Annotated in this window: 16 protein-coding genes; 6 read left to right on the top strand and 10 right to left on the bottom strand. The window is 65.2% G+C overall.

The genetic code is table 11. The features are described 5' to 3' along the window. Positions 1-34: 34 nt before the first annotated feature. Positions 35-466 carry an NUDIX hydrolase gene (locus ACTSLZ_RS06255; protein WP_443096047.1) on the bottom strand — a complete coding sequence of 144 codons (432 nt, stop codon included), beginning with the start codon at positions 464-466 and terminating at the stop codon, positions 35-37. 237 nt (positions 467-703) lie between these two features. On the opposite strand from ACTSLZ_RS06255, the gene ACTSLZ_RS06250 reads away from it, so the two are divergent. Continuing rightward, positions 704-2926, top strand: a complete 2223-nt coding sequence (locus tag ACTSLZ_RS06250; RefSeq protein ID WP_443096046.1) for an NADP-dependent isocitrate dehydrogenase — start codon at positions 704-706, stop codon at positions 2924-2926. A gap of 164 nt (positions 2927-3090) precedes the next feature. Here the strand turns inward: ACTSLZ_RS06250 and ACTSLZ_RS06245 are convergent, their stop codons facing one another. The 6 genes from ACTSLZ_RS06245 to ACTSLZ_RS06220 all read right to left on the bottom strand — a co-directional run bounded on the left by ACTSLZ_RS06245 (position 3091) and on the right by ACTSLZ_RS06220 (position 9958). Beyond that, positions 3091-4146 (bottom strand): PRC and DUF2382 domain-containing protein, encoded by a 1056-nt coding sequence (locus tag ACTSLZ_RS06245; RefSeq protein ID WP_443096045.1) that lies wholly within the window; start codon positions 4144-4146, stop codon positions 3091-3093. Between the two features lie 398 nt (positions 4147-4544). Next, positions 4545-6053: a sugar porter family MFS transporter gene (locus tag ACTSLZ_RS06240; protein ID WP_443096044.1), complete on the bottom strand. Its 1509-nt coding sequence runs from the start codon at positions 6051-6053 to the stop codon at positions 4545-4547. Positions 6054-6393: 340 nt separating this feature from the next. Next, complete coding sequence (locus tag ACTSLZ_RS06235; protein WP_443096103.1) at positions 6394-7803, bottom strand: amino acid permease; 1410 nt, start codon at positions 7801-7803, stop codon at positions 6394-6396. 259 nt (positions 7804-8062) lie between these two features. Continuing rightward, on the bottom strand, positions 8063-8563 hold the full coding sequence (gene tpx, locus ACTSLZ_RS06230) for a thiol peroxidase (protein WP_129314059.1): 501 nt from the start codon (positions 8561-8563) through the stop codon (positions 8063-8065). 49 nt (positions 8564-8612) lie between these two features. Next, positions 8613-9056 carry a SufE family protein gene (locus ACTSLZ_RS06225; RefSeq protein WP_178979603.1) on the bottom strand — a complete coding sequence of 148 codons (444 nt, stop codon included), beginning with the start codon at positions 9054-9056 and terminating at the stop codon, positions 8613-8615. Beyond that, entirely contained in the window at positions 9053-9958 is a 906-nt protein-coding gene (locus ACTSLZ_RS06220; protein WP_129314057.1) for a sulfurtransferase, read from the bottom strand. The genes ACTSLZ_RS06225 and ACTSLZ_RS06220 overlap by 4 nt, the downstream gene beginning before the upstream one ends. A 252-nt stretch (positions 9959-10210) precedes the next feature. Between ACTSLZ_RS06220 and ACTSLZ_RS06215 the strand changes: the two genes are divergently transcribed. The 3 genes from ACTSLZ_RS06215 to ACTSLZ_RS06205 are packed head-to-tail and all read left to right on the top strand — an operon-like array spanning position 10211 to position 14430. Then, positions 10211-11542 (top strand): LLM class flavin-dependent oxidoreductase, encoded by a 1332-nt coding sequence (locus tag ACTSLZ_RS06215; RefSeq protein WP_443096043.1) that lies wholly within the window; start codon positions 10211-10213, stop codon positions 11540-11542. Between the two features lie 10 nt (positions 11543-11552). Next, positions 11553-12500: an LLM class flavin-dependent oxidoreductase gene (locus ACTSLZ_RS06210; protein WP_443096042.1), complete on the top strand. Its 948-nt coding sequence runs from the start codon at positions 11553-11555 to the stop codon at positions 12498-12500. 1 nt (position 12501) lies between these two features. Beyond that, positions 12502-14430 carry an FAD/NAD(P)-binding protein gene (locus ACTSLZ_RS06205; protein WP_443096041.1) on the top strand — a complete coding sequence of 643 codons (1929 nt, stop codon included), beginning with the start codon at positions 12502-12504 and terminating at the stop codon, positions 14428-14430. Here the strand turns inward: ACTSLZ_RS06205 and ACTSLZ_RS06200 are convergent. Then, a complete protein-coding gene (locus ACTSLZ_RS06200; protein ID WP_443096040.1) occupies positions 14400-15626 on the bottom strand; it encodes a low temperature requirement protein A in 1227 nt (408 codons plus the stop codon). The two genes, ACTSLZ_RS06205 and ACTSLZ_RS06200, sit on opposite strands and share 31 nt — an antisense overlap. 459 nt (positions 15627-16085) lie before the next feature. On the opposite strand from ACTSLZ_RS06200, the gene ACTSLZ_RS06195 reads away from it, so the two are divergent. Continuing rightward, positions 16086-17996 carry a potassium transporter Kup gene (locus ACTSLZ_RS06195; RefSeq protein WP_443096039.1) on the top strand — a complete coding sequence of 637 codons (1911 nt, stop codon included), beginning with the start codon at positions 16086-16088 and terminating at the stop codon, positions 17994-17996. Positions 17997-18008: 12 nt separating this feature from the next. Here ACTSLZ_RS06195 and ACTSLZ_RS06190 read toward each other — a convergent pair whose 3' ends face one another. Together ACTSLZ_RS06190 and ACTSLZ_RS06185 are read right to left on the bottom strand one after the other, a co-directional pair. Next, entirely contained in the window at positions 18009-19385 is a 1377-nt protein-coding gene (locus tag ACTSLZ_RS06190; protein ID WP_443096038.1) for an MFS transporter, read from the bottom strand. An 85-nt stretch (positions 19386-19470) separates the two neighbouring features. Further along, positions 19471-20415 (bottom strand): NADP-dependent oxidoreductase, encoded by a 945-nt coding sequence (locus ACTSLZ_RS06185; RefSeq protein WP_443096037.1) that lies wholly within the window; start codon positions 20413-20415, stop codon positions 19471-19473. A gap of 104 nt (positions 20416-20519) precedes the next feature. On the opposite strand from ACTSLZ_RS06185, the gene ACTSLZ_RS06180 reads away from it, so the two are divergent. Beyond that, positions 20520-21257 carry a uracil-DNA glycosylase family protein gene (locus ACTSLZ_RS06180; protein ID WP_129314049.1) on the top strand — a complete coding sequence of 246 codons (738 nt, stop codon included), beginning with the start codon at positions 20520-20522 and terminating at the stop codon, positions 21255-21257. The last annotated feature ends 40 nt before the right edge of the window (positions 21258-21297 follow it).

Below are 21297 nucleotides of genomic sequence, written 5' to 3'. Positions count from 1 at the left end.
TGACTGTCTTCCTCACCCCGTGCTTCGAACGCGCTCACGCACTCCGCTCGGACCGCTCGATCAGAAGAGGGAAAACGCGCTCACGGGTCAGCGGTGCAATGTCACTGTCCTGAAGAGACTCTTCCGGGCGGCTCCATCGCAGTTCTTCGATCTCCGCCCGAGGAGAAATGCCGGCCAGATCGTCGTCTGCCCCGGCGTGGTTCCACAGGAAGACCTCGCCCACCAGCTCAGGCCCTGCTTCATTGGCCGCCTGGGTCTCCCACCTGCCCAAATACTCGAGCCCCGGCCGCGGGATGTCCACACCGAGCTCCTCACGGACTTCCCGAACGGCGGCGTCGAGCGCCGATTCGTGCGGCTCGGGTTTGCCTCCGGGGAACATGAAGCTGTGGGTTCCGCGCTTGCGAACGGTCAGGACCCGCCCCTGCTGGTCCGTCACGACAACTGCTGAAACGGTGATTCGTGGCATGACCCCCACCTTGTTGCCCCACGAGGGGCCGGACGACGCCGCGTTTCATCGGAACTCGTTCGGTCGTGGAGGTCTTCTGCACCTGTATCCCGCGGTACCGCACTTCGGCCACGAGCTCGACGGCCATGGCGCGAGGCGTCATCAACCGGTTCATCGATGAGGCTCGAACCGGCGGGTCCGGTATATTGGCCCGTGGAAATAACCCTCGAAATCAAGCAGGGAGTACGCCGAAAACTCATGTCGAAGATCATCTACACCCACACCGACGAAGCGCCGCTGCTGGCGACCTACTCATTCAAGCCCATCGTGGAGGCGTACGCGAACAGCGCTGGCGTTGATATCGAGACCCGGGACATCTCGCTCGCCGGCCGCATCCTCGCCCAGTTCAACGATGTCCTGCCCGAGGACCAGCGAGTCAATGATGCCCTGGCCGAATTGGGAGAGCTTGCCAAGACCCCCGAGGCCAACATCATCAAGTTGCCGAACATCTCGGCTTCCGTGCCCCAGCTCAAGGCCGCCATCAAGGAACTTCAGGCTGACGGCTACGACCTGCCGGACTACCCCGACGAGGTCAAGTCCGATGCGGACGCCGATGCCCGGGCTCGCTACGACAAGGTCAAGGGATCTGCCGTCAACCCCGTGCTGCGTGAGGGCAACTCGGACCGCCGTGCCCCGCAGTCGGTCAAGAACTACGCCAGGAAGAACCCGCACACCATGGGCGCCTGGTCGAAGGACTCCAAGACCAACGTCGCGACCATGGGTGCCGACGACTTCAAGTCCAACGAACAGTCCGTGATCATGCCCTCGGACGACACCCTGACGATCCGCTTCACCGGCGAGGACGGAACGCAGAAGGTCCTCAAGGACGGTTTGAAGGTCCTCAAGGACGAGATCGTCGACGGCACGGTGATGCGCGCGGCCGCTCTGGATGAGTTCCTGGCCGCCCAGGTTGCGCGTGCACGCGAGGAGGATGTCCTCTTCTCGGTTCACCTCAAAGCGACGATGATGAAGGTCTCCGATCCGATCCTTTTCGGTCACGCGGTCAAGGCGTACTTCTCGGACGTCTTCGAGACCTACGGCGACAAGCTCGCCGCCGCCGGCCTCTCCCCCAACAATGGTCTGGCCTCGATTCTGAACGGATTGGATCTCCTCGACGAGGAGACCGCCCGAGGCGTCAAGGAGGGAATCGAGCGCGGACTCGAGGAAGGCCCGTCTCTGGCGATGGTCGACTCCCGCAAGGGCATCACCAATCTGCACGTTCCCTCGGACGTGATCGTGGACGCGTCCATGCCAGCCATGATCCGCACCTCCGGCCACATGTGGGGCGCCGACGACGACGAACACGACACCCTCGCGGTGCTCCCGGACTCCTCGTACGCGGGCGTGTACCAGGCCGTGATCGAGGACTGCCGCGACAACGGAGCCTTCGATCCGACGACCATGGGGTCGGTCCCCAACGTCGGCCTGATGGCCCAGAAGGCCGAGGAATACGGTTCCCACGACAAGACCTTCGAGATCGAGGGCAAGGGCGTCGTCGAGGTTCTGAACTCCGCAGGAGAGGTTCTGATCTCCCACGAGGTCGAGACCGGCGACATCTGGCGCGCATGCCAGACCAAGGACGTCGCGGTGCGTGACTGGGTCAAGCTGGCCGTCCGTCGCTCGCGCGATGCGGACACGCCCGCCGTGTTCTGGCTCGATGAGGAACGCGCCCACGACAGGAACCTCATTGCAAAGGTCGAGGAGTACCTCAAGGACGAGGACACGGAGGGCTTGGACCTCCGCGTCCTCTCCCCGATCGATGCCACCAAGTTCTCGATCGACAGAATCCGTCAGGGCCTCGACACGATCTCCGTGACCGGCAACGTGCTCCGCGACTACCTGACCGATTTGTTCCCCATCCTCGAGCTCGGGACCTCAGCCAAGATGCTGTCCATCGTGCCGCTCATCAATGGCGGCGGACTGTTCGAGACGGGTGCGGGCGGTTCGGCTCCCAAGCACGTGCAGCAGCTTGTTGAAGAGAACCACCTGCGGTGGGATTCGCTCGGTGAGTTCCTCGCACTGGCCGCGTCCTTCGAGCACCTGGCCAGCACGACCGGCAACGATCGTGCACAGATCCTCGCGGACACCCTCGACGCCGCGACCGGCACCTTCCTCGAGGAGAACAAGTCCCCCTCGCGCAAGGTCGGGGAAATCGACAACCGCGGCAGCCACTTCTACTTGGCCACCTACTGGGCCGAGGAATTGGCCGCACAGACTCGGGACACGGATCTCGCGGAGCTTTTCTCCGAAATCTCCGAGAGCCTGAAGTCCAATGAGGACAAGATCGCGCAGGAGCTGCTGGACGTCCAGGGCTCCCCCGTCGAGTTGGGAGGCTACTACTGGCCTCAGGACGCCAAGGCCGACTCGGCCATGCGCCCGTCCGAAACCCTCAACGGGATTCTGGCCCGGCTCACGAAGTAACGGACCGAACAACACCGAGGGCCCCGAATGCCGTGGCATTCGGGGCCCTCGTTCATTCTGTCACCGCAAGGTCCTCAACGCGCCGTCCGCCGGACGGCACGTGCCCCGGGGCTCGACCTCACGAGCCCCGGGGCACTTGTCGTTGGGGACGTATCCCGGCTCCCTTACCGCTGGTCGCGGCGGTTGCCTTCCTCGTCCACCTCGATTTCTTCCTTGCGGACCTCGCCGGAAACGGTCTCGGTCTCCTCATGGGACTGCTTGCCGACGTGAACGCGCTCGGTCGCCACCGTCTCGGTGTCGACGACCGGCCGCTCCTCGTAGGCGGTGACCGAAACTTCTTCGTCCTGACCGAATTCTTTGCCATCGACCGGCTGGTGCGCCTCGGGCGAGTCAGGGTCGATCTTGGTGCGCTCGACCTGCACCTCCTCGCGGCGAACCGGGACCTCCACCGTTTCCGTATCCGTGGTCACGTGCTTGCGCAAGCGAACCTGGCCGGTTTCACGGCGCTCGGTCTGGTCGGTCGCGGCCAGACGCTCCTCGTGGGCGACGACGTCGTTGTCCGATGCGCCGTGGCGGCCGGTTCCGGCCTGTCCCGCGGCTTCGGACCTCTCCGCGGTTTCGGGCCGGTCTGCGACGCCGTCGCGGGTGTCCGCGGCCTCGGGCTGACCGCTGCTGTGACGTCCCGTGCCCGCCTGGGCCGAGTCGCGGTCGTCTGCCCCGCCAGCGGCCGAAGTGCCAGCGGCGGCGGTCCCCGCAGCAGCCGTACCGGCCGCCGCGGTGCCTGCCGCTGCGGTTCCGGCAGCGTTTCCCTGGTCGCCGCTCTGACCAGCGCGTGCGTCTGCGGACTGGTCGTCGCGGGAGCCGTCCTCGTCACCACGGCCCGATGCGTCGCCGCGTCCGGAGGCATTGCCATCGAGCGAGTAGTACTCGTAGATGCGCTGCTCCTCGTCGGGGCTCAGGGAGCCATCGTCATCGATGTTCGGGGCATCCTTGACGAATTCTTTGTCGAAGGGGACCGTCAGTCCCTTGTCGGAGGCTTCTGCCTGGTTCAGCGGAACAAAGGTTTCCTTGGAACCGAACAGGCCCGTATTGACGGTTGCAAACGTGGGCTCATTGGTCTGGTCGTCGAGATAGATCTCGCCGACCTTGCCGATCTTCTCGCCATTGTTTCCGTACACCGTGCTGTTGCGCAGGGACTCAATGTTCTGGTTATTGGTCATGGTCACTACCTTCTTTTGTTGGTTGGACGAAATTACCAATCCACATTCGAAATCAAATGACTTCGGCTTATGCGTTCAATCTATCCACATGCGCACCCACGGTCAATGATTCGCCGGACGGCTAGGGAAGATCCCAGGTTGGGGCAACGGATTCGCCGCGATATTCACTCGCGTTCATCCCCCAGCCACGTGCCGGATACCCGCTTTGCCAGAATGTCCATCTACGTCACACTGCCGCATATTTGCGCATTTGAGTCGGAAGGAGTCGGCAGTCCTCGGGCAATTGTCAGACTTTGAAATCCACGTCACGATCCGCAAAAGAGCCCGAAACCGCATCGACGAGAGTCAATCCAGTTCCGGGCTCTTCCCGCAAGCGATCAGGCGCTGGGGTACGCCGATTAGTGCAGTTCGGCGCCCTCGCGCGCGAGCCTCTTGCGCTCCAGCGGCAGGAAATCTCCCTCGTGGAGGCTCGATTCGATGTCCTCGAGGCTACGCCCCCGGGTTTCGGGAACCCGGTAGTAGATCACGATCCACGCGATCACGTTGAGCGCCGCGTACACCATCATTGCCCCTCCCGGCGACAGGAAGTTGACCAAGGTCAGGGCGGTGGAGGTGACCACCAGATTCGATCCCCAGAGCGCCATGGCGTGAAGGCTCGTGGCCGAGGTGCGAATTTTCAATGGATACAGCTCGGAACCCATGAGCCAGCCGACCACCTGGATGCCGCCCGCCTGGAACACCATGAACAGCATGAGGAAGATCAGCATCAGCGGGATGTTCGGGTGGTCGCCTCCCATGAACAGGGTCAGGCCGAAGAGGGCAATCCACAGGGCGGCGAAGGGCAGGGTCCACAACATGAGGGTCCTGCGGCCCATCCGGTCGACGATGAACCTACCGATGGCCGTCATGACCACGTACACGAGACCGACCATCACGTTGATGCTGAGCCCGATATCGGACGGCAGACCCACGTGCGTGAGAAGCGTCGGGGTGTAGTAGATCATCATTTCCAACCCGGTGATCTGGGTGAAGACGGCCACGGCGACGCCGGCGATGATCGCCGGGCGCATCCACTTCTCGCTCAGCATGGCCGACCATTCACTCTTGGCGGCCTGCCGCTGCTCCTCCCGGCGGGTCTTCTCGATCTCGCGGATTTCCTTCTTCGCCGACTTCTCGCTCGGACGGACCCATTCGAGTACCTCGGTCGCCGTATCGACTTCTCCCTTGCTGACGAGCCACCGCGGACTCTTTGGCAGCGGAATCATGCCAAGCACCAGCACGATCGCGGGGATCGCGGCCACAACGATCTTCCAGTGCCATTCGACGTCGCGGAGAAAGAAGTTGACGAGGGCCGCGGAGAGGATACCGACGCCGATCGCAATGTTGAAGAAGGTCACGTAGCTGCCGCGTTTGTTCTTGGGCGCCAGCTCGGAAATATACGTCGGGATCGTTTGGGTCGACCCGCCGACGGCGAGGCCGAGAAAGAAGCGGCTGGCCATCATGACGTAGGGGTTCGGTGAGATGGCGCAGAAAACGACGCCGGCCACGAAGACCGAGGCCACCGCCATGATGGTCACCCGACGCCCGAAACGACGGGCGAAGAAGCTCGCCCCCAGGGCTCCGACCACGGCACCGGCAAGAATGAATGAGGTGATGAACTCGGCCGTGACACCGTGTTCGCTGACGCCGTAGTCGTCGGCGATCTGGGCCAGGGTTCCGGAAATGACGCCGGTGTCGTATCCGTAGAGGAGCCCGCCGAGAGCCACGAGCAACGATGCGGAAATGACCCTGAGCCGCGCGGTGCGGCGAGGTTCCTGGCTCATCGCTGCGGAGCGCAACTGGCCCGTGTCCGGAGAGTGCGACCCCGTCCCCTCGGGCGACGGAGAAGATGAACTTTCAGTAGTCAATCGTGTCCTCCTGACAGCACGTCGGACTGAATTCACTTCCGGACGGTGCCGAGGACCCGCCACTCTTCCGACCAACGGGCTCCACCGGTCGATCCAGGAGTGAGGCAAAAAAGGCGGGGCGCCGCAGTATACGTGCTCTGCGGCGCACCGCCTTGTGCTTACTCCAAGGTTAGCAACAGGAAATTCCCATCGACAAGAGCCAGTGCACCCTCCACGGGTGGTACCGGGAGTCTCCACGGAGGTCATCCCGCTGCGTCGTCACGCCGCGTCGGAGCTCCCGGTTGCGCTTGCGACGGCCGGCCCCGTCGCGCCCGCGCGCCGCCACAGGGCGTCGGGTGGATCAGGCCTTGCTCTTCTGAGGCTGCAGGGACTGCACATCGGCGTCCATCAGATTCACCGGCTTCGAACGGGTCACGAGCTTGTGCACGAGCCACACCAGGAGGAACACCGGCAGACCGATGTAGGAACTCAGGACATGGAACAGCTCACCGTTGAACACGGCCTCGTAATTCTGCCCCAGGATCACCACGATGCAGAGCACGAAGGCAACGATGGGCCCCAGCGGGAACAGGGGCGCCTTGTACGGAAGATCCTTCAGGTCATAGCCCTGGGCGACGTAGGCGCGTCTGAATTTGTAATGACACACCGCAATCCCGACCCACACGATGAACCCCGAGAGGCCGGAGATATTGACCAGCCACGTGTAGGCCGCGCCCTCACCGATGACGGCCGTAATGAACCCTGCCAGCCCCACCGAGGCTGTCGCGAGCAGAGCAGGCATGGGGACGCCGCGCTTGTTGACCTTGCGGAAGATCTTCGGAGCCTTGCCCTCCAGCGCCAGCGACAGCAGCATGCGGGCGGAGGCGTACAGTCCGGAGTTTCCTGCGGAAAGGATCGCCGTGAGGATCACGGCGTTCATGAGCGAGGCCGCGAAGGCGATGCCGGCCCGCTCGAAGACGAGAGTGAAGGGCGAGTACGCGATATCGGATTCGTTGCTCCGCAACAGGTTCGGGTCGGTGTAGGGAATCAGGAAACCGATCACGATGATCGCGCCGACGTAGAAGAGCATGATGCGCCAGAAGACCGAGCGCAGGGCCTTGGGGACGTCCCGCCGGGGGTTCTCGGCCTCACCGGCCGCGACACCGATCATCTCGGTCCCTTGGAAAGAGAACCCGGCAATCATGAAGACGGAGATGATCGACAGGAAACCACCGTTGAAGGGCGCTTCCTTCTCGGTCCAGTTCGAGAAGCCCGGAGAATCGCCGCCGAGGATCCCGAAAATCATCAGGACGCCGGCCGCCAGGAAGACGATGACGGCCGCGACCTTGATCGCAGCCAACCAGAATTCTCCTTCGCCGTACGCTCGAGAGGACATGGCGTTCAAGGTCGTGAGAAGGATCAGGAAGACGCCGGCCCAGACCCAGCCGGGGACGTCCGGAAGCCAGAAGGACATGATGAGGCCCGCAGCCACCAGTTCCGCCGCAACCGTGATCGCCCAGTTGAACCAGTAGTTCCACCCCATGGCGAAGCCGAAGGAAGGACTCACGAAACGCGTCGCGTAGCTCTGGAAGGATCCCGCGATGGGAAGGTGGGCGGCCATTTCGCCGAGTGACTGCATGAGCAGCAGCACCATGACTCCGATCACGGCGTAGGCGGCCAACGCACCGCCCGGACCCGCGCTGGCGATCGTGCCGCCGGAGGCGAGGAAGAGACCGGTCCCGATAGCGCCGCCAATCGCGATCATCTGCATATGACGATTGCGGAGGCCGCGCTTGAGGCCTTCTGATGTGAAGGATTCCAGCTTGTCGTCACTATTGGACACGAATACCCCCGAGGGTCGAACGCCAAAGTCAACCTAGGTTACCACCGGATCCGTGCGTTGCGGCGGTGTCCGGGACGAATGCCAGCCCTCCGATCCCCGCACTTCGGCGGCTGCCTGGGCAAACGAGGAGCCCGCCACGACGGCTGCGCGTCGGTGCGGGCCCTTCGGAAGCCGGTTCGGTGGGCGCCTAGCTGCGCGCGGCGGCCATGGCCGAGTCGTAGTCCGGTTCCTCACCGATCTCGGGGACCAGCTGGGTGTGCACGACTTCGCCCCGCGGGCTGATGACGACGACCGAGCGGGCCAGGAGCCCCTCCATCGGGCCGTCGGTGATGCGCACGCCGTAGTCGTCTCCGAAAGTCGAGCGGAAACCCGACGCCGTGACGACGTTGTCGATGCCCTCTGCGCCGCAGAAGCGTCCGAGGGCGAACGGCAGATCGTTCGACACGCACACCACGGACACGTTCTCGAGGCCTGCGGCCTCCTCGTTGAACTTGCGGACGCTGGCCGCACAGACCCCGGTGTCCACCGAGGGGAAGATGTTCAGGACGATGGTCTGCCCCTCGAAATCGTTCTCGGTGACCTCGCCGAGGTCCGTCCCTGCCAAGGTGAATGCCGGCGGCGTCGTCCCGGTTTCGGGCAGTTCGCCCGAGGTCTGCGTGGGGTTGCCCTTGAAGGTGATTTCAGCCATGTGTATTCCTCTGTCTCGTGACGTCGTTGTGCTCGGTGATGGATGGTGCCTAGTTCGTCTTCTCGGCTACCTGGCGCTGGATGCGGGACAGCATGCCGCTCATCCCATTCAACCTCAAAGGGCTCACGGCCTGTGTGAGGGAGAGCCTCAACGGCAGGTCGGACGGGACTCCCGCGACGACGTCGGCCGACGCGCCGTCGAGCCCCTCCTGGAGGATCCCGGCGAAACCACGGGTCGTCGGCGCCTCGGGTGGGGCGGAGAAGTACAACCGCACGGTGTCATCCTCCTCGACCTCGGTGATCAGGAAGATCGGAGACTGACATTCGGGAACCGGCTCCAGAAGTTCGGGGTGGTCCTGAAACCTGGACGGCAGTTCCGGCAAGCCATTGCTGAATTCCAGGAGGAGTTGCAGACGGTCCTGCGGCGGCAGTTCCGCGAATTCGTCCACAATCTCCTGGAGCGCTGCGGGGAGTTCGGTTGCGGTCTCGGTCATGATGCTGCGGGGGCCTCTCCTGGTTCGTCGCCCTGAACGATGGGCACGCGCACGGCATTGCCCCATTCCGTCCAGGACCCGTCGTAATTGCGGACATTGTCGAAGCCGAGCAGGTGCTCGAGCACGAACCACGTGTGGCTCGATCGTTCACCGATGCGGCAGTAGGCGATGATGTCCTGATTCGGTTCGAGTCCCAGTTCCTGCTGATAGATGGTTCGCAGTTCGTCGGCGGACTTGAAAGTTCCGTCTTCGTTGGCCGCCCGGGCCCAGGGCACGGAGCGAGCGGTAGGAATGTGGCCTCCCCGCAACGCCCCCTCCTCGGGGTAGTTCGGCATGTGGGTCCGGCGACCCGTGTATTCGTCGTCGCTGCGGACGTCGATCATGGGCACCGTTCCGATGCTCTCGCGAACCTGGGGCAGGTAGGCGCGAATGCGCGCGTCGTCGCGGGCGACGACCGGGTACTCACCGGGAGCCGGCGAAGGAACCTCGGTCGTGATGTCGCGCCCTTCCTCGATCCACTTGGCCCGTCCGCCGTCCATGAGGCGAACGTCCTCGTGCCCGAACAGAGTGAAGACCCACAGCGCGTAGGCCGCCCACCAGTTCGACTTGTCACCGTAGACCACGATGGTCGAGTCCCGGCCGATGCCCTTGTCCGACATGAGCCGCGCGAAGGCCTCTCCATCCACGTAGTCACGCGTCACCGGGTCGTTGAGCTCCGTATGCCAATCGACCTTGACCGCGCCAGGGATGTGCCCCGTCTCGTAGAGGAGCACGTCCTCATCGCTCTCGACGAGCACAACGTCCGGGTCCTTGGCGTGCTCCGCGACCCACTCCGTGCTCACGAGTCGTCCCGGATGCGCATAGGCGGCGAACTTCGCACTGGTGTCATTCGGTACTGGCACTTTTCCTCCATCGGATCGTGGGAATTCTGCTTGAGGGAACGCGTGCAGCGACCTCTGTTATTCCCGAATCTACAGCTTTCCCCCGCGAGACGCTTGGGGTCATGTTTCGCACTGTGAAGGGTGCTTACCCGCATCGGCCAAAGGCTCCTACGCTGAAATTCCAGTCAGACAGACCGTCGGGAACGACGAGATCCACTCCCCTCGCCGAATTCCTAATGAGATTCACCCCCAACGTTTCGAATGAGGAGCAGGATGAGCCAGCGTCAAGTGCACCTTGCGGCACATTTCCCCGGTGTCAACAACACCACCGTGTGGTCGGATCCCCAGTCGGGCTCCAACATAGACTTTTCCAGTTTCGAGCACTTCAGCCGGGCGGCAGAACGCGGCCTGTTCGACTTCGTGTTCCTGGCGGAGGGCCTTCGTCTGCGCGAGCACAAGGGCGAGGTCTTCGACCTGGACACCGTGGGCCGTCCGGAGACCGTCATGGTCCTCTCGGCCCTGTCCGCCGTGACCCGCCGTCTCGGCCTGGTGGGGACTCTCAGCGCGACTTTCAACGAGCCCTACGACCTGGCACGCAAGCTGGCGACTCTGGACCACGTCTCCGCGGGGCGGTCCGGCTGGAACGTGGTGACCACGAATGACGCGTTCACCGGTGAAAACTTCCGTCGGGGCGGGTATCTGGATCGTGCGGACAGATACCGCAGGGCCGTGGACTTCATCCATGCGGCCCGCAGCATGTGGGATTCCGACGCGGGGCCCTTCGATTTCTCCTCCGATTTCTTCTCGATCTCCGGAAACTTCCCGGTCCCCTCGAGCCCGCAGACCCACCCGGTTCTCTTCCAGGCCGGTGACTCGCCGGAGGGCCGCGACTTCGCGTGCGCCAATGCCGACGCCATCTTCACCCGTCACTCGGCGCTCGAGGACGGCAAGGCGTTCTACGCCGACATCACCGAGCGTCTCGCCCGATTCGGGCGGTCCGAGGACGACCTGAAGGTCTACCCCGGGGTCACCTTCATCATCGGTGACACCCACGAGGCCGCCGTCGAACGGTCGCGGTCGGTCGCTTACCAGCAGGTCTCCGGGCCCGGTGCGATCGCGTTCCTCGAGAGGCAATGGGGCAGGGACCTGAGCGCCTACGATCCGAACGGACCCCTGCCGGACATCGAGCCCGACGACGGTTCGGGGAATCTCTCGCAGGGAAGGGTCCAGCACGTCAAGGACCCGCGCCCCCTGATCGAGGAATGGCGGCGGCTGGCGAGGGACAAGAACCTGTCGATCCGCGACCTCGTCGTCGAGGTCTCCACACGCCACGGGTTCGTGGGCACTGCCGACGAAATCGCCGGGAGCATGGACGAATACATCCAGGAGCGCGCCGCCGACGGGTTCATCCTGATTCCGCACCTGACCCCCGGTGGGCTCGATGAATTCGTCGACACCGTGGTCCCGGCGCTTCAGGCCCGCGGCGTCTATCGGGACGAGTACCCCGGGGACACTCTCCGCGACAGCATGGGCCTCCCCGGGCCCACGCCGGCGGGCCAGTGGGCGGCCGCGCGGGAAGCCTCAGATCAGCCAGTGGGAAAGTAGGAAGAACATCATGAACTTGCCTCTTGCCGTGGCCATTGCCCCGCAGGCGACCACGGAATTCAATGCACTCACCTCTGTCATCCGGCAGGCGGACTCGACGGCCGGTGGAGAGCTCCCGGTCCGGTGGCTGGTGCTCCGGGATGACTTCGTCTCGGGCGCGGATGCCCTGACGGTCTCGGCGTGGCTCGCCCCGCAATCGGAACACATCGAACTGGTTCCGGAGGTCCCGGTCACCCACAACGAGCCCTTTCACGTCTCGACGGCCACGGCCACGCTGGACTTCGCCTCGACGGGTCGGGCCGGGTACTCCCCCTCGGTCCAGACCGATGCCTCCGCCGCGTCGGCCGTCGGCAGGCGTTCGGCGGCCGGTCCGGATGCGGTCTGGGACGAAGCCGGCGACGTCGACGACGTCGTCCACCGCCTGTGGGCCTCCTGGGAACCCGATGCCGTCATCCGGGACGAAGCCACGGGCCGCTTCATCGATCGGGACAAGGTGCACTACGTGGACTTCACGGGCACCGATTCCGTCGGCGGCGAATTCACCGTCAAGGGGCCCTCAATCACGCCTCGGCCGCCGCGCGGCGAGTTGCCGGTCCTCGTCCGGGTCTCCGACGACGCCTCCGCGCGGGCCGCGGCGCGGTTCGCCGACGTCGCCGTCCTGGATGCCGATGCGTCCACGGATGCCGAGACCGGTCGACGTCTTCTCGACGCGGTCGCGACCGGTCCTGCCCGGCCGACGGTGCTGCTGTCCGTGGCGTTGACCGAGGAAGGCAGAACCGCTCGTGGCGAGGCCACGGCCTCGGTCCTGTCCGCCTTGGTGGACGAGGCGAATGAGCTGGTGGGAGTCGAGTCTGCTGCTGAGGCCACGGACGTCGCCGGTGTCGAGGGGATCCTGCTCGATGCTCCCATGCCCGACGCCGCAGTCGCGGCGCTGTCCGGTGGCGAGCGGGCGAACTGACGTGGGCTCCACGATCGTCTTCGTGGGAGGCGGCCCGAAGACCACAGGAATCCTTCTGTCCCTGGCGGCCTCCCTGCGTCAGGATTCCTCACGCGGCGGTCCCCTGGACATCCATGTGATCGACCCGTACCGGGTCGGCGGCGGCCGGATTTGGCGACACGAGCAGTCCCCGACGCTGTGGATGAACTCCGTCGCGCGAGACGTCACCATCTTTCCGGATTCCGATGCCTCGCTGTCCGCCGCCCCCGTGACCGGGCCCGACCTCGCAACCTGGGTCGCAGGCGAAGGCCGCGAAGAGCTGGAGCGGCGGGGGCTCGGCCCCGACGCCGACCGTCTGACCCCGACCAGTTTCGCCCCGCGGCAGGTTCAGGCCGCCTATTTGGCCTGGGCCTTCGACCGCGCCATTGCACACATGCCCGAGAACGTGCGCGTCCACGTGCACCGCTCGACCGCGTCCCGAATCGTTCCCTCACAGGGGCGACGAAGGGTCGTTCTCGACGGTTCTGCGGGCGAGGACGAAATCATCGCGGACGTGGTGGTCCTGGCCCAGGGGTTCATCGAAATCATGGACGATCCGGACACCACGGCCATGAAATCCGCGGCCGAGCGGCACGGGCTGACCTACATCGCTCCCGGATACACCGCCGACGTCGATCTGTCCTCCTTGCTTCCCGGCCAGGACGTGCTCGTACGCGGGTTCGGACTGGCCTTCGTGGACGCGATGATGATGCTGACCGAGGACCGGGGCGGGGTCTTCCGCGGGAAGGGCAAGGAGACGCGGTACGTCCCCTCAGGCCGGGAGCCGGTCCTGTGGGTCGGCTCCCGGCGCGGCGTTCCCTACCGCTCCAAGCTCGGCTATCTTCCCGAAGGGATGCGTGTGGGTCCGACCCGCTACATGACGCGAGACAATGCGGCGTCGTTGGCCGGGGAGCGAGACGCCGGTGCCGAGGCGGCGCTGAGCGTTCAGGACGACATCATGCCGCTGGTCGACATGGAGTTGTTCGTTGCCCACTATTCCGAACTCGCGTATCGGCACTCGGAGCGCGTCGGCTTCGGCATCGAGGACGTGCGTGACAAGGGCGACGAGTGGTGCGCTGTGTTCCTCGAGGGCCGCACGGAGGATGCTGCCGCTGCCCGTGCGGCAACCGACGAATGGGCCCGGGATCGCACGCCCGACCCGCGGGATCATTACGATCTCGGCACGATAGACCGCCCGCTGCGGGGGATGGAGTTCGGTAGCCTCACCGACGTCGAGAACACGGTCGCCCAGCATGTACGCCAGGACATCGATCGTGCCGCCGACCCGGCGTGGTCCCAGGATTCTGCACGCTTCCATGCCCTCGTCGGTGCGTACTACGTGGTCCGTGAACTCGTGAGCCAAGGCGCTTTCTCGGCCGAGGACAGGATCCAGAATTTCGACGCCGGGTTCCACGGTCTGTTCTCCTATATCGCCTCCGGTCCCCCGCCGCAGAGGCTCGAGAACCTGCTTGCCCTCCACCGGGCCGGACTGGTCAGGTTCCTGGGACCCGACACGGAGGTCGGGCTGCGCCACGGACGCTTCGAGACGACGGCGGGTTCCTGCCCGGAGACCGTCTCGGCCCCGAGCCTGTTCGACGCGCGATTGGCCAGGATCAGCGCAGAGCGCGCAAAGGACGAACTCCTGCGGGATCTCATCGACCGGGGCGAGCTCAGGCTCGAGAACAGCGGCGGAGCGGCGGCAAAGTTCCTGATCGATGCGACCAACCGCGCCCTCGACGCCTCCGGCGCACCCCAGGACGATCTCCTCATGGTGGGACCATCGGTCGCGGGCTCGGTCGAGGAAGCCTTCACTCGGCCCGGGACCGACGCCCACGTGTTCCGGGACAACGAGCGACTCGCCCAGCGGCTGCTGGCCGCGGTTCAGCTCGAGTCGCCGGCAGGAGTTTCCTGAATCGGGTCCGTGCCGTCCCGGGCGTCCTGCGGCTCGGGAAGAGGCGCACGAATCACCAGGACGACGACGACCGCAGCGATCACCAGCGCCGTCACCGCAACCGGCAGTGGAAGCACCGGGTCCAGAAGCACCAGGACGGCTCCCAGAGGCAGAGCGGCGTTGACCAGCCGATCCGCGTGTTTCCTGATCGCGATCCACCAGATGCCGACCAGGAGTACCGCGACCGGGACCGCCACGGCGTAGGACGCCGCCACTGGGGCTATGTGCGATGCATCGGACAGCGCGTCGATCTCGAGTTCGATGCCGACCGAAAACGCCCCCGCGGCTGCGAAGACGAAGTAATGCCAGTAGCCATATCGTAGCGATTCGGCGAAGGACGAGATGGCGCGGTGGTGGGGCGGCCAGAAGTACACCCACCACAACCCGGCGGTCACCACGAAGGCCAGAACTCCCATGGCGATCATCTCGCCCAGGTGCTCGGTGTCGTGCAATCCTTCGATGATCGCGTTGGCCGAGCCCGCCAAGGATTCCCCGAGCAGAATGAGCGTGAAACATCCGTATCGTTCGGTGATGTGGTGCGGGTGCCACGTGGTCCGGCCTCGGGTCTCGGCCACGACCGGCACGGAAATCTCCGCGAGCATCAGGATCACAAAGACCACCATCTGCGGCACCTGCGCATCGATGGTCAGCCAGGCGACCCACAGCACCTGGACCACGAGGATGCCCGCCGCGTACCAGCGCGCGGCCCGGGAGGCGACATCCCCGCGACGAGACGCACGGACCCACTGGAAAACCATCGCAACGCGCATCACCACGTACCCACCGACCAGGATGGTGTACTCGCTCTCGGCGAAGGCAGGCTCCAGCCCGGCGGCCAGAACCAGCACTCCGGCCATCTGGACGAAGGTGACCACTCTGTACAGCCAGTCGTCCGTGTCGAAGGAGGTCGCGAACCAGGTGAAATTCATCCAGGCCCACCAGATCGCGAAGAAGACCATCAGATAGTGGACCAGGCCGTTGACCACGTCCCCTTCGCTCATCAGGTGGTGCAGATTCTGTGCGGCCGTGCTGACCGCCACCACGAACACCAGGTCGAAGAAGAGTTCCAAGGTGCTCGCGGCCCGATTCGGCTCGGAAGGATCGCGTGGTCGCATGGGAACGAGTCGAAGGCCGTCCCCGGCGCGTGAGGGAGTCATGTGGTGCCTGCCTGCTGGTCGACTGCGAAGATCTGAGGAAGGTTTCTTACCCTATCTTGTTGCCCGACCGACTCGAGCCGGCCCGGGCGAATTCGCGTGGGAATGGGGCTTCGTGGGCAACGCCGTCTCGCCTGGGGCACGGCGACGCTTGGGCCCGGACGCGGCCGGCGAGGCGGCGGCACGCGCAACCAGGTACTGCCCGGGTCTGCTGTCGCTGGTCGGCGCCCGACACATTCGAAACAAGTTTGACCCAAATCACACTCGGACAGTCGATCACTGCATTGCCGCCCGTTCACGGTGGTGGCACAATCATCCTTCGTGAATACGACATGTGGTTCTCATTCGAACCATTTTCCCTCGTCAAATAGCGATTCTTCACCGGAGGACGAACCACTTCCGGAGGATGGCCAGCACCCGGGCAATGACCCCCACCCGGAGGCCGCCGCCACGAACCGGACCATGGCCCTCCCTCTCGACGCGCCTCGACCTCGGTCCAAGGCGCCCGCCGCTCTCGTGGTCGCCGCGATGGGCGTCGTCTTCGGCGACATCGGGACCAGCCCCCTCTACTCGATGCAGACGGTCTTCAGCATTCACGGTGGTGCGGTCCGTGCGACGTCGGAGGACGTCCTGGGCGTGATTTCGATGGTCATCTGGTCCCTGCTGCTCATCGTGACCCTGGCGTACATCGGTTTCATCATGCGCGCGGACAACCACGGCGAGGGCGGCATCCTTTCCCTTGCGGCCCTGATCCGACACAAACTCGGCAAGACGTCGCACCGCGCAGGCGCCGCCGTCGTCCTCGCCATCATCGGGGCTTCCCTCTTCTACGGCGACTCCCTGATCACGCCCGCCATCTCCGTGATGAGCGCGATCGAGGGGATCGAAGTCGTGGATCCGGGATTCGCCGAGTACATCGTTCCGCTTTCCGCACTGATCCTCACCGGCCTCTTCGTTGCCCAACGATGGGGCACCGGCAAGATCGGCAAGGCCTTCGGCCCGGTCATGGTCGTGTGGTTCCTCGTCCTGCTGGTTCTGGGCGTGCCCAAGATCGTCGAGAATCCTTCGGTACTCCGAGCGCTCTCGCCGACCTACGCGATCGCCTTCGCCCTGGACAGGCCCTTCATCGCGTTCGTCGCTCTGGGAGCGGTGGTCCTGGCCGTGACCGGCGTGGAAGCCCTCTATGCGGACATGGGCCACTTCGGCCGGCGGCCCATCATGCTGGGTTGGCTGTATCTGGTGCTCCCCGCCCTGGCCGTGAACTACCTCGGTCAGGGAGCGATGATCCTCGACAATCCCTCGACCATCACCAACCCGTTCTTCAACCTGGCCCCGCAGTGGGCTAGAATCCCTCTCGTGGCTCTGGCCGCCTGCGCGACCATCATCGCTTCCCAGGCGGTCATTTCCGGTGCTTTCTCGGTGTCTCGCCAGGCCACGCGCTCATCCCTGCTTCCCCGCTTGCGCGTGGTGCAGACGTCCCGTGAGCAAGGAGGCCAGATCTACATGCCCACCGTGAATATCTTGTTGTTCCTGGGCGTCCTCACGCTCGTGCTGGTCTTCCGTTCCTCCGGAAATCTGGCGGCGGCGTACGGACTCTCCGTGACAGGGACCCTGCTGCTCGAACTCTCCTTGTTCCTGCTGCTGGCTCAGGCCGTGTGGAAATGGCCGTTCGCCAAGGTCGCGGCGCTGGCGGTCTTCGTCGGCGGCCTCGAGATTCTGCTGTTCGGCGCGAATGCGGTCAAGGTTTTCTCCGGCGGCTGGTTGCCGTTGCTCATCGCGGCGTGCTTCGTCGTCGTCATGATGACGTGGAAGCGCGGGTCACGCATCATGTGGGGCCGGAGGGCCGCGATGGAAGGGCCCATCGAAGCCTTCACCGAGCAGCTCGCGCAGTCCTCCGTCCAGCGCGTTGCCGGGCTGGCCGTGTACCCGCACGGAAATCCCGCCACGGTTCCCCTGGCGCTCCGGACAAATCTCGAGTCCAATCACGTGTTGCACGAGAACTGCGTCGTCATCACGATGAAGAACATCGGCGTCCCGCATGTTCGTGCCGACCAGCGGATCACGGTCACCCACCTGGGCGAACCGGGCAACGGCATCGTGCGAATCCTGTGCAAGGTCGGATTCAACGATTCCCAGGACGTCCCCCAGGCGCTTCGACTGGCGACCATGGAATACCCCGAACTCGGCTTCGATCCGTCCGAGGCGATGTACATGCTCTCGGTATTCCGCATCGAACCCGGGCAGGACAGTTGCATGCCGCGGCCGCAGAAGACCCTGTTCCGGTTTCTCGAGAAATTCTCGGCAAATCGGACGCAGGCCCTTCATCTTCCTCCGGAACGGACCACGGTCATGGGGGCCCAGGCCGAACTGTAGGGGGTCTCTGCCTCAGCGAGCGCGCTCCCGGAGGTACCGACGGGCCTTCGGGGTCTCGATCAGGATCATCGTTCCACCGAGGACCCACAACGGGATCTGCACGGACATGGCCGCCTTGAACCCCTCGAGGGAATAGGTGTCCGGGGTTCCGGCGTGCATCAGGTCCAGGACCAGGCCGATGCCCAACACGGTGATCAGCGCCGCGCTGAAGCCGCCCATGTTGACCAGCCCGGTGGCGACGCCGCGCTGGCGCTTCGGTGCGTGGGTTCGCACGATGTCGAAAGCGACCATGGACAGCGGGATCCCGACGCTCATGATGACGCCGTACACGGCGGTGACCCCGAAGGGTGCCGTACCGGGCCAGATGAGCAGGACCAGCCAGGACGCGAACATGACGAGCACGCCACCGAGGGCGAGCATCACACGGTGTTCGGAATACTTGGAGAGAATCGGTCCGAAGAGCAGCGCGCCGACCATGGAAGCCACGATGGCGATGTTGAGGATCGTGTGGGCCGCGGCGTCGGAGTACCCCAAGCCGCCCGTCAGGAACGGGGTGCCCCACAGGAGCAGGAAACTGTCCGGCGCGAACATGGTCGAGAAATGGACCCAGAAGGCCAGACGAACGCCCGGCCGTTTCGTCAGGGAGACCACGGCCGGTCGGATACCGCTTGATCCCGGCCCGACCACCGGCAGGACCTCCGTGAGAATGATCGGACCGGTATCGGCCGGGAGCGTGGTTCCGGCCGTCTGGATGTCGGTTTTCCTGCCGGTCAGACGCTCGAGGATGGTTCCGGCCCCGGGGCCGTCCCGCATGGTGAGCGCGACCAGGAGAAGGATGACGACGCCGATGGCCGTCAGGCTCGCGAACCCCGAGAACCACCCGAAAGCGCCGATCACGGCGGCCAGCGGTGCCACGGCCACGAGCTGACCGACCTGCCCGGCGAGACCCGTGATCTGGTTGACCAGGGGCGTCTGCTTCCGTGTGAACCACTCGGCGACCAGGCGAACCACGGACGTGAAGATGCACGCGTCCCCCGCACCGAGGAGAATACGGGCGGCAATGGCGACGGGAATCAGGCTGGTCGCGGCCAGGACGAGTTGGCCCACGGCCATGAGGAACATGCCCGAAGCGATGACCCACGAGGTGCCTAAGCGGTCCAGGCACACGCCCACAGGGATCTGGCACAACGCGTACACGACGAGCTGAAGCACCAGAAATGAGGACAGAACCGTTGCTTCGGCCCCAAAATGGTCCTGGGCCGCGGGCCCGAGGGCCGAGAACGAGCTCCTGTTGATCAGGGCCAGCATGTATGCGGCCAGGCCAACGCCCCACATCAGCCATTTGATATGCAGTCTCCGGGTCATCATGGGTTGACTGTATCGTCCCAAGTGACCTCGAGGTCCGGAGGTGACACGTCCACTCCGCTCGGCGTGCCGCGGCCGACGTCGCCGCCTCCCCCGATGACCGGACGAATCAGGCGGTCATGTCCAGCACGATCCGGCCGCGCACTCCCCCGGCCTCGAGCCGGCGGTGTGCCTCCGCCGCTTCGGCCGCCGGAAGGGTTTCGGCGACGCGCAGGGTGAGAGTTCCGTTCTCCGCCTGGTCACGCAGGGTCGACAGCATCTCTCGGTCCTCCGCCACGTCCCAGACCATGACCGGGTGCACATTGATCTCCCGGGCGCCGTCGCCCTTGTAGCCGCGGAAGGTGGCCACGGCTCCGCCGTCTTTGACCGCCGGGAGGACCTGCTCCGACTGGATCGAGGCGTCCGCCAGGCCGTCCACGCCGGAGGGGAAGAGTTCGCGGATGCGATCCGCAACATCGTCGCCGCGCCGAACGAGGTGGTCTGCGCCGAGGGTCCGCACGAGGTCCTCGTCCTTCTCCGCCGCGTCGGCGACGACTTCGAGCCCGTCGGCTTTGGCGAGCTGGATGATGTACCCGCCCAAGGTTCCGGCCGCTCCGGTCACCGCCAGGGTTTGGCCGGGTTCGAGACCCAGGAGGTCCAGTGCACGCCGTGCGGTCAGGGCGTTCATGGGCAGGGTCGAGGCCGCTGCGTCCGAAGCGTTCGACGGCGCTCGGACCACCGATCCCTGTGGCAGAACGATCTCTTCCCGATAGGCGCCGTGCTGCCCTCGCGGTTGGACGATGCCGACGACGCGGTCTCCCGGTTCGAGATCGGTGTCGGTGTCCGGGCCGAGCTCGACGACGGTTCCCGCGACATCCATACCGGGAACATCTCCGGGGTCTTCGGCCCGATCGTCCTTCGAACGCTGCCCGGCGCGGACGCTCGTATCGGTCGGGCTCACGGCGAAGGCCGTCACTGCGACCCGTATTTCTCCCGGCCCGAGGTCTTCTTGGGGAACATCGATGGGGTGGAGGGCGTCGGGCCCTCCGTACTGGGTTACTCCGTATGCACGCATGTATTCGGTCTAGCACCGGAGCCGCCACTCCTCAATGGCTGCCGGTCATCCCGCGCAACCGGAGAGTCCGCGTCGCAGCTGCGAACCCCGCGTACAGTGGGGCCATGAGCCCCAACCTCCCTGATCGCTTGGCCAACCGCGAACGGCCGTCGTCGAACGCCTGGGAACCGTGGCGGGCCGCATCGCCCCTGGACGGCCGACGGCCATCGAAGGAGGAGCTCCGGGACGCGATCGAATCCGGTCTCGGGCGCGAGGACGTCCTCCCCTGGCCCCGGGACGAACAGAACTCCGGATGGATCCGGTTGCTCATCGTCGGCATCAACCCCAGCCCATGGACCGCTGCCGTGAATGCTCCCTTCGCCCGACCAGGAAATCGTTTCTGGCCCTCCCTCGAGGAGGCGGGGATTCTTCCCAGGCGCGTCGATGCGTCGCGAGGGCTCTCACGGGAGGACGAGCGGATGATGGTGGACCGAGGGATCGGAATCACCAACGTCGTTCCTCGTCCTTCGGCCCGTGCCGACGAGCTGTCCGCCGAGGAACTGATCGACGGCGGTGCCGAACTCGTCACGCGGGTGAGCACCATCGGGCCACGGGCCGTCGCGGTCGTGGGTATCACCGCGTACCGTCAGGCGTTCTCGATGCCCAAGGCCGTCATGGGCCGCCAGGAGGCAGGCGTCGCGCCGCCAGGTTGGCCCGACGACGTCGAGCTGTGGGTTCTCCCCAACCCGAGCGGTCTCAACGCCCACGAAACCGTGGGCTCTCTGGCAGAGAAATGGCGCGCCGTCTGGGAGTCCTCGGCCCCCACCGGTCCCACGCAGGCGAGGCCTCGGGCCGACACGTGACATCGCGCCGACCCGAGGCCTCGGTCCGCAACTGAGACGG

It is taken from the genome of Rothia koreensis (assembly GCF_052232265.1).
In the GTDB taxonomy this organism is placed as follows: domain Bacteria; phylum Actinomycetota; class Actinomycetes; order Actinomycetales; family Micrococcaceae; genus Rothia; species Rothia koreensis.
Note: the sequence above shows the minus strand (reverse complement) of the source record. Positions and strands in the feature narration are given on the sequence as shown.